This window comes from Limnospira sp. PMC 289.06, assembly GCF_032350395.1.
Lineage (GTDB): Bacteria > Cyanobacteriota > Cyanobacteriia > Cyanobacteriales > Microcoleaceae > Limnospira > Limnospira platensis.
Genome location: NZ_JARPLC010000162.1, coordinates 1 through 8,700 on the forward strand (window position 1 = coordinate 1; position 8,700 = coordinate 8,700).

The 8,700-nt window shown below is 44.8% G+C and carries 8 protein-coding genes and 2 pseudogenes; 7 read left to right on the plus strand and 3 right to left on the minus strand.

The genetic code is table 11. From position 1 onward, the window contains the following. Window positions 1–87: 87 nt before the first annotated feature. Complete coding sequence (locus P5674_RS21515; protein WP_006616327.1) at window positions 88–420, minus strand: two-partner secretion domain-containing protein; 333 nt, start codon at window positions 418–420, stop codon at window positions 88–90. Between the two features lie 70 nt (window positions 421–490). Between P5674_RS21515 and P5674_RS21520 the strand changes: the two genes are divergently transcribed. The 3 genes from P5674_RS21520 (at window position 491) to rimO (ending at window position 3,336) form a co-directional block, all read left to right on the plus strand. Beyond that, window positions 491–733 carry a (2Fe-2S) ferredoxin domain-containing protein gene (locus tag P5674_RS21520; RefSeq protein WP_006616328.1) on the plus strand — a complete coding sequence of 81 codons (243 nt, stop codon included), beginning with the start codon at window positions 491–493 and terminating at the stop codon, window positions 731–733. Between the two features lie 17 nt (window positions 734–750). After that, the gene (locus P5674_RS21525; RefSeq protein ID WP_006616329.1) at window positions 751–1,860 is read left to right on the plus strand and encodes a mechanosensitive ion channel family protein; all 1,110 of its coding nucleotides are present in this window, start codon (window positions 751–753) and stop codon (window positions 1,858–1,860) included. Window positions 1,861–2,016: 156 nt separating this feature from the next. Further along, window positions 2,017–3,336 carry a 30S ribosomal protein S12 methylthiotransferase RimO gene (gene rimO / locus P5674_RS21530; protein WP_006616330.1) on the plus strand — a complete coding sequence of 440 codons (1,320 nt, stop codon included), beginning with the start codon at window positions 2,017–2,019 and terminating at the stop codon, window positions 3,334–3,336. A 229-nt stretch (window positions 3,337–3,565) separates the two neighbouring features. On the opposite strand, the gene aroA is transcribed toward rimO, so the two are convergent. Beyond that, the gene (gene aroA / locus P5674_RS21535; protein WP_006616159.1) at window positions 3,566–4,918 is read right to left on the minus strand and encodes a 3-phosphoshikimate 1-carboxyvinyltransferase; all 1,353 of its coding nucleotides are present in this window, start codon (window positions 4,916–4,918) and stop codon (window positions 3,566–3,568) included. A gap of 100 nt (window positions 4,919–5,018) precedes the next feature. Between aroA and P5674_RS21540 the strand changes: the two genes are divergently transcribed. Beyond that, complete coding sequence (locus P5674_RS21540) at window positions 5,019–5,510, plus strand: hypothetical protein (RefSeq protein WP_006616158.1); 492 nt, start codon at window positions 5,019–5,021, stop codon at window positions 5,508–5,510. Here P5674_RS21540 and P5674_RS21545 read toward each other — a convergent pair. Further along, entirely contained in the window at window positions 5,507–5,986 is a 480-nt protein-coding gene (locus tag P5674_RS21545) for a hypothetical protein (protein ID WP_006616157.1), read from the minus strand. The two genes, P5674_RS21540 and P5674_RS21545, sit on opposite strands and share 4 nt — an antisense overlap. Window positions 5,987–6,243: 257 nt before the next feature. On the opposite strand from P5674_RS21545, the pseudogene P5674_RS21550 reads away from it, so the two are divergent. The 3 genes and pseudogenes from P5674_RS21550 to P5674_RS21560 form a co-directional block, all read left to right on the plus strand. Then, a pseudogene (locus tag P5674_RS21550) lies at window positions 6,244–6,696 on the plus strand (hypothetical protein); the annotation flags it as partial. Between the two features lie 91 nt (window positions 6,697–6,787). Then, window positions 6,788–7,723, plus strand: a pseudogene (locus tag P5674_RS21555) (IS630 family transposase). Window positions 7,724–8,132: 409 nt separating this feature from the next. Then, a partial coding sequence (locus P5674_RS21560; protein ID WP_315670269.1) for a HEAT repeat domain-containing protein occupies window positions 8,133–8,700 on the plus strand: 568 nt, incomplete at its 3' end.

The window sequence follows — 8,700 nt, forward strand, 5'->3', positions numbered from 1 at the left end:
CAATTCCCTAGGTCGGGGTTTTTATTGGTGAAAGTTTGGGAATAAGATAGAAATAGGTTGGCGACTCCGTTGGCTTGTATCAGACCATCAATTATTTGATGGCATTCCCCCCGTTACCCGGCTGATAATGTTCTGAATATCTAGGCTATTGTTAAATAAGGCGATGCTACCAGTGCTAAGGGAAAATTCCCCGAAGCTATGAAAGAGGTTATTTCCCGCTTGGGTTCCACCTTCGATGTTGATAACATTACCTTGGGGAGTGACTATACTATTTTGAGGTAGGGTTCCATCTGGTCTAATCTGGGCGAGTGCGGGTGATGATAACGTACACAGGTTAAAATACATGGCACAAGCCATTAAACCAAGAAACCCCGGTTGATAGTAAATTTGCTGTGGTTGCTGTGATTTTTGCCTCAACACTTTAACACTCGTGCAGATTCAACCCTTTCTGCTACCCAATTTTAAACTATCAGGACTTTTTTTCGCTCTAATGTCTGTATCTAACTCTATCCAAATCATAATATGTCATAATCGGACCTGTCGTAAACAAGGCGCAGCCAAGGTTTTACAGGCTTTTCAGGCTGCCAATTTTTCCGTCGGGGTCATTACTCCTAGCGGCTGTCTGGGGTCCTGTGGTAATGGGCCGATGGTTTTGGTCTTACCGGAGCAAGTCTGGTATGATCACGTTACACCAGAACAAGTCCCCAGTATTTGGGCATCTATTGACAGTTAACAGTTGAAAAATTGACGATGGATATTTTAGAGATTTTACAAGAAGAATTATTGACCAATACCCTATCTGATTATTTAATCGCTTTTGTGATTATTGTGTTGGGTATTTTAGCCATCAGAGTCATCGAACAAATGATTTTGAGGCGGTTAAAACTCTGGGCGGTTAAAACCAATAGTCGGTTAGATGATGCCTTGGTGAAAATTGGGGATAGAGCCCTAATCCCCCTGGCTTATGTGGCTATATTTTATGTGGCAATCACTAACTTATCATTGCACCCAATTCTCGGTAATTTAATTAATGCGATCGCCTTAATTTTCTCCACCTTTTTAGGTGTGAGGCTGGTGGTATCCCTCGCTGAATATGCTATGCGGTTATACTGGTTAAATCGTCGAGACATAGAAACCGTAGACCGCGCCCTAAATGCCCTATTGCCAGCCATTCGTACCGCCGCCTGGGTATTAGGAATTATCTTTGTGCTAGATAACCTCGGCTTCAATATTTCCGCCGTGGTAGCGGGTTTAGGAATTGGGGGTGTAGCCATTGCTTTAGCCTCCCAAGGAGTCCTACAAGACCTATTTAGTTATTTCTCCATCCTGTTCGATCGCCCTTTTGAAATCGGCGATTTTATCGTAGTTGGGGACATGGCGGGAAGCATTGATTATGTAGGGATTAAAACCACCCGCATTAAAAGCATAAGTGGCGAACAAGTAGTAGTTCCTAATACCAACCTCACCGCCTCTCGTATTCATAACTATAAACGCATGGAAAGGCGGCGGATACTGTTTAAAATTGGTGTCATATATGAAACCAGCCAGGAGAAACTACAACAAATTCCCGCCCTCATTCGAGAGATTATCGAACCTATAGAAAACACCCTATTTGACCGGGCGCACTTCTCAAGTTTCGGAGACTTTAGCCTAGACTTTGAGATTGTTTACTATGTTCTCAGCAGCGATTATGCCATGTATATGGATATACAACAGCGGATTAATTATCAACTAAAATCTGCCTTTGAAGAAAGGGGGATTGAGTTTGCTTATCCAACTCAAGTTACCTATTTTGATGGTCTGAATAGCCCCAAAAACAGCCCCAGCCGTGAACCTCTCAGCCAGATTTTGAACCCTTAGAATAAAAAGCGCCCTCACACTTCCCCAAAATTCCTTAAACCGGAATTACAGAAAAGTAGTTATCAGTTGACTGATGCCATTGCCAATTGTCATGTTAACAGCTATAATGGTATACTTGTACTGTTCCGAGTTTGTGCATCCAAACTTTTATCAACTATGGCAACCAAGCCAACGATCGCATTTTCCCATTTAGGTTGCGAAAAAAATCGCATCGACACCGAACACATGATCGGTTTATTAGCCGAAGCCGGATATCAAGTAGACTCCAACGAAGAGGCTGCTGATTATGTGGTAGTGAATACCTGTAGTTTTATTGAATCAGCCAGAGAAGAGTCCGTCAACACCATAGTTGAACTAGCCGAAGCCCATAAAAAAGTAGTGATTACTGGGTGTATGGTGCAACACTTCCAGGAACAATTACTTGATGAACTTCCCGAAGCTGTAGCAGTAGTAGGAACCGGAGATTATCATAAAATTGTTAATGTAATTAATCGGGTAGAAAAAGGCGATCGCGTCTCGGAAATTTCTGCCGACCCCACCTATATTGCTGATCATACCGTCCCCCGTTATCGGACAACCACGGAAGGGGTCGCTTACCTACGCATAGCCGAAGGGTGTAACTATCGGTGCGCCTTTTGCATTATTCCCCACTTGCGAGGAAATCAGCGATCGCGTACCATTGAATCAATAGTTACCGAAGCCAAACAATTGGCAGATCAGGGAGTCCAGGAATTAGTGTTAATCTCCCAAATTACCACTAACTACGGAACCGACATTTATGGTGAACCAAAACTCGCAGACCTGATCCGCGCCTTGGGTAAAGTTGATGTACCCTGGATCAGAATGCACTACGCTTACCCCACCGGACTAACTCCTAAAGTCATTGATGCGATCACCGAAACCCCCAATTTTCTCCCCTACCTAGACCTACCCCTACAACATTCCCACCCGGAAATTCTCCGCGCCATGAACCGTCCATGGCAGGGTCAGGTTAATGACCATATTATTGAGAATATTAAAACAGCTATGCCTAATGCTGTAATTAGGACTACTTTTATTGTCGGTTTTCCGGGAGAAACTAACAGCCACTTTGAACACCTCCTCAAATTTGTGAAACGCCACGAATTTGATCATGTTGGTGTTTTCACCTTCTCCCCCGAAGAAGGAACCCCCGCTTATACTCTGGATAACACCGTATCTCAGGCGGTAATGGACGCGCGACGGGATGCACTAATGCAGGTACAACAGCCAATTTCTCTCAAGGGTAACCGCCAGTGTATTGGTGAGGTGGTGGATGTTTTAGTTGAACAAGAAAACCCCTCTACAGGGGAGTTCATAGGGCGATCGGCTAGGTTTGCGCCGGAAGTCGATGGCTTAGTTTATGTGGAAGGAAACGCCCGTTTAGGGTCCTTAGTTTCTGTGAAAATCACCGATGCTGATATTTATGACCTCTATGGTCACACCGTAGAAAATTGACTTTCTCCCCCTCTCGCCAGAGGGCGGGTTTATGAGTCTTCTCGCCGAGAGATTTAATTGACACCTGTCGCCAGAGGGCGGGTTTATTAGTCTTCTCGGTGACAGATTTAATTGACAGCAGAACCCGCCCCTACGAAATTATCAATTATCAATTATCAATAGAGGGCGGGTTTATTAGTCTTCTCGGTGACAGATTTAATTGACAGCAGAACCCGCCCCTACGAAATTATCAATTATTAATTATCAATTGCTGTAGACTTTCGACAAAATCAGGGTAGGAAATAGCCGCAGCTTCGGCGCGATGAATAGTAGTAGAACCCTTGGCATTTAAAGCAGCGATCGCCAAACTCATAGCCATACGATGATCCGTGTCACTGTCCACTTCAGCCCCCCGTAAAGGGAAACCGCCAGTAATTTCCAAGCCATCAGGTAACTCCGAAATTTTCGCCCCCATTTTCGTCAATTCCGTAGCCATAACCGTAATGCGATCGCTTTCTTTAACCCGCAATTCCGCCGCATCTCGGATCGTAGTAGTCCCCTCTGCAAAAGCCGCCGCCACTGCCAAAATCGGAATTTCATCAATTAACCGAGGAATCAAATCACCCTTAATTTCACAGGCTTTTAATCGCGAGAAACGGACTCGTAAATCTGCCACAGGTTCCCCCGCCACAAGCCTTTCTCCTTGGGATTCAATATCAGCCCCCATCATAGCCATAGCCTCCAAAATCCCCGTCCGGGTGGGATTAACCCCCACATTTTCGATGGTTATATCCGAACCCGGAACAATAGAAGCCGCCACCAACCAGAAAGCAGCCGAACTGATATCACCAGGGACAATCACAGTTTGACCCTGCAATTTAGCCGGTCCGAACACCGTCACGCTGTTAGTGTCTGGATTCACTGTTAATTGCGCCCCAAAAGCCTTTAGCATTCGTTCCGTGTGATCCCTTGACAAGGCAGGTTCCGTCACGGTTGTAGCCCCTTCTACCATCAATCCAGCCAATAAAATGCAGGACTTGACCTGAGCCGAAGCGATGGGGGAATGATAATGAATCGGTTGGAGTTGTTGGCCACGAACCGCCAGAGGAGCCAAAGAACCCGATCGCCGCCCCCAAATAGTCGCCCCCATTTGGGTGAGAGGTCTAATAACCCTATCCATGGGTCGTTTTACCAGGGAACTGTCGCCTGTGATAGTAAAGAGGCGATCGGGGTGAGAAGCCAAAATCCCCAACATTAACCTCATGGTAGTGCCAGAATTGCCAGCATCAAGGACGCGATCGGGTTCCTGTAAATTACCGATACCACAGCCTTTGACCTTAATCTGTTGTGAGTTCAACTCCGAAATTTCTGCCCCCAACCCAGAGAAACACTCAGCCGTGCTGCGAGGATCTGCGCCTAAGAGTAAACCCTCAATGGTGGTAACTCCTTCTGCTAGGGCTCCTAACATTAAAGCGCGGTGGGAGATAGATTTATCCCCAGGAATGGTAAGGCTACCCTGGAGGGATAAACCGGAAGAGGGAGGGTTAATTTTGAGTTTCTGTTGGTTTTCTGTATTTTCTAGGGTGACAACTACAGATGGCATTAGGATAGATGTAGATAAGGATTGATATTCAAATCCTATCGCTTTAGGGGTCCTGAGTTCCCATCAGGACTGAAAATCCTATCAATTAACAAGATATTTTATGCTCACTCATCACCGCAAGCCTGTTAGTCTATCTTGGATTTCTACGGATTTACCACTGCGATCGCAAATTGAGACAGCGGCTACCTTGTACCAAAAAGACAAACAGCAGTTTCATTTTATCCTACAGGAACCAGATCTGTTAGACTATCAATCCGAGAGTCATGGCGATCGAGTCCCCATTGTACCGCCATGTCACCCACCCAGACTCCTGTGGTTGGAAGTGTCCCCCGCTCGTGCCGTCATGACTATGCAGGGGAACAGTAAATTTAGCTATCGTCATCTATGGCAAAAAGGGATGTACGGGCTCAGTCGTTATTATCTTCAGGGTCAGTCGGAGTCTTTACCGAATCAAATTCGCCTGCGAAATTTTACCCGCGACCTAACTTTAGTTGGTTATCCCCTGCCAGAATTTTTGCGACTGGAGTATGAACTTTGGTCGGAAAAATTGCGCCTAGGTAACTATGTTTTACTGCTAAAAATTCACCATTAATTAGTCGATTTCGGAGGACAATAAACTAGCATTTCCTGGGTTATATTATCATGGCGATCGCCTGCTTGCTGAGTCCTGATTGTGGCTTGGTGCATTTGTTGTTTGGCTTGTTTAAGTTGTTGTCGTCCTTGAAAGCTAACGGGGATAGTTTGTCCGGTTTCCAGCACCTGAGCCGTTTGGGTGAGACCTATGGCTATCTCCCGGAAACTCTGGCTATAACCATTTTGAAAAGTTTGTAATTCCTCGTTGTGAATATCTAGTTTTTCTACTTGGTTAGCGATGCCATCAAGTGCTACGGCTAACTGTTTGGTAGTCGCTATATCGTAGCGATCGCCTTGGGCTGTAATTAAGGAATTACCCCGGTGTACCACATCAATTAGTTTTTCGCATTGCCTAGCTTTTCGCGTATAACAGCCGCCCAAGAAAGTCGTTAACAGCAAGCTGAGTATTAAACACTTACCACGAGATAAAATCATCTGCGATCGTACCCTCCCATTGATGGGATTTGTTGATTAGTTTAACTGATACCTGGCTATTATTTCAAAAAACTACCCCCATGGCAAGACATCATAATGAAAATCACCCGGTTTCTGAGTCGGGGGGGTCAAGAAACCCGGTTTCTTTGAGAAACCCGGTTTCTCAGTCGGGGGGGGGTGAAGGCAGCAATTGAGGACTGCTGTCGGAGCCTGACTAGAGTCTAATTAATAATTAGAGACCTCGAAAACAGCTATAAATGACCAGATTTATCTACGACCAATTCACCAAACAATATATCCAGGAACTCTTAAAGCAATTAGGTGCAACTGAAACCAGCAAAACCATGGCTTCAGAAAGGCGAGAAATTGACATCTTTTTCACACCCCGCCCGGAAAATCTCGCCTCGGCTAGTAACCTAGGCTTATTGGGAAGATTAGCCACCACCAGTGAGGTTTTTGAGCCTTTTAGCAATCCTGTTAAACCCAGAGAAATTCGCAGTTGTCTGGTGAAGTTCCTAGATATGAAGGCGCAATGGGAACGCCAAGCCACTCGGGAAAAAAGACGGCTCGCTCCCGGAGAATCACCCCGGTTGTGGATTCTGACCCCCACCGTATCCCCTGCCATCTTAGCAGATTTTGGCGCTACCGTAGACTTGGAAAACTGGATGAGTGGGGTGTACTTTCTCCCCAAGGGACTGGAAAGCGCTATGACAGCTTGTTCATTAAATATGTGTAACAATGAATACCTATAACAACTTGGTGATCAACTAGGGCTAAACTCAATTCCAACTGGATTCACCCATGAGCCGTTATTCTGTTGCTTTTAGGAAAAAAGTGGTCACCGCCTATCAATTAGGCCAAGGCTCAATTAGGCAACTTGCAGAGCAATTTATGATGAGTCCTGCTACTGTTCATAGTTATATCAAAAAAATATCGAGAAACTCAAGATCTAACTCCTCAAAAGCCCGGGCTCAATCGTCCTAGCCAGCTATAATCTTATCGATACTTTATTATTCAGATGGTACAAGATTACCCAGATGGGACAGTTCGACAGTATCGAGAACATCTCCTAAATGAGCTGGATGTTTATGTCAGCGTCGGAGGAATGTGTGAATTCCTCAAAAAAGAAGAACTAACTCTTAAAAAAAAATTACCGGTCAGAAAAGGTAGCAACGGAAGAAGGTCAACAACAGCGATTTGATTACCGAGAGCGGGTGAGATATACCTCAAAAATGATATTCATTGATGAGACAGCTTTCTGGGTAGGGATGAGTCCCTCTATAGCGAGGAGTAAAAAAGGCAAAAAAGCATGATATTTAATACGTTTTTATTAAGACAAAAAATTACCTTAATTGGAGCCATAAGTATCGAATAATTGGTAGCTAAAAAAGCCATAGAAGGCTCTATGAAAGGTAAAGATTTTCAGGATTTTATTGAACAGGACTTGGTTCCGAGACTGAATCCAGGGGATGTCGTAGTTATGGATAACCTTAATATCCATAAAATGGAGGGCATTGAAGAAATGATCACTGCTACGGGAGCCAGAGTAGAATATTTACCACCCTACTCACCAGATTTCAATCCTATTGAAATGTTGCGGTCAACGGTTAAGTCAGTGGTCAGAATGTTTCCAACACGAGCAATGGAAGCACTAGAACAGTTAATTAAACTGGCTCTAATGCTGATGGAAATACGTTTAAGAACTGGTTTACTAAATGCGGTTACTGTACTAATTAAATATCGAACAAGCTGTAAGACTTCGTGGGCTGATTTGGTGTTGCGGTTGGGTTGGTTAAATCGGGTGGGCAGAGATGGACGCGGCGATAGTAGTATTTTGGCCTTTTATCATGCGACGTTTCAGGAGTATTTTGCAGCCTTGACGGTGGAGGATTGGGATTATTTTATGCCTCGGAATCATGTTAATTTTCCGGTGGCGGGGATGCGGTATCGGATTTTTGAGCAGCAGTGGAAGCAGGTGATTTTGTGTTGGTTGGGGCGTAAGGATATTAAGGCCCAGAAGAAGGAGGAGTTTATTCGGGCGTTGGTTGAATTTAAGGGTGGGGTCAGAGATTTTTATGGATATCAAGCCTATTTGCTGGCTGCTGCTGGGATTAATCAATTTAAGGCTTGTTCTCTGGCTACCGAGATGGTGCGGCAGGTGGTGAAGTGGGGGTTTGGTTATTTCAATACTGAAAAACAGGAATGGCGAACCTTTTTAGACCCCATCAAAGAAGCGGCGAGAGAGGTGATACCACAAACCATTAGACCCTTGGCGATCGCTGTATTGCTTGAAATTATCCGCACTACTGAGAATGAAAATAGCCGTAGGTGGGCGGCAGATAGTTTGGGGAAAATCGACCCAGGAAATCCCAAGGCGATCGCTGTATTGCTTGAAATTATCCGCACTACTGAGAATGAAAATAGCCGTAGGTGGGCGGCAGATAGTTTAGGGAAAATCGACCCAGGAAATTCCAAGGCGATCGCTGGATTGCTTGAAATTATCGGCACTACTGAGGATAAATTTACCCGTATTCAGGCGGCAGATAGTTTAGGGAAAATCCTCACCACACCTGAACAATATGCAGGAGTCGTCTCCGCCTTAAAAGACTGCCTCAGCGATGAAACCTACAGAGACAACTTTAAACGATTCGCTAAATGCTACAAACTCATCTGCAACTGTGCCGAAAACCTCCCCTATCCCGAATTTTATCAAA

Excerpts from the sequence above, each read along its gene's own strand:
- P5674_RS21520 (WP_006616328.1), top strand. The coding sequence starts at position 491 with ATGTCTGTATCTAACTCTATCCAAATCATAATATGTCATAATCGGACC.
- P5674_RS21525 (WP_006616329.1), top strand. The coding sequence starts at position 751 with ATGGATATTTTAGAGATTTTACAAGAAGAATTATTGACCAATACCCTA.
- rimO (WP_006616330.1), top strand. The coding sequence starts at position 2,017 with ATGGCAACCAAGCCAACGATCGCATTTTCCCATTTAGGTTGCGAAAAA.
- aroA (WP_006616159.1), bottom strand. The coding sequence starts at position 4,918 with ATGCCATCTGTAGTTGTCACCCTAGAAAATACAGAAAACCAACAGAAA.
- P5674_RS21540 (WP_006616158.1), top strand. The coding sequence starts at position 5,019 with ATGCTCACTCATCACCGCAAGCCTGTTAGTCTATCTTGGATTTCTACG.
- P5674_RS21545 (WP_006616157.1), bottom strand. The coding sequence starts at position 5,986 with ATGATTTTATCTCGTGGTAAGTGTTTAATACTCAGCTTGCTGTTAACG.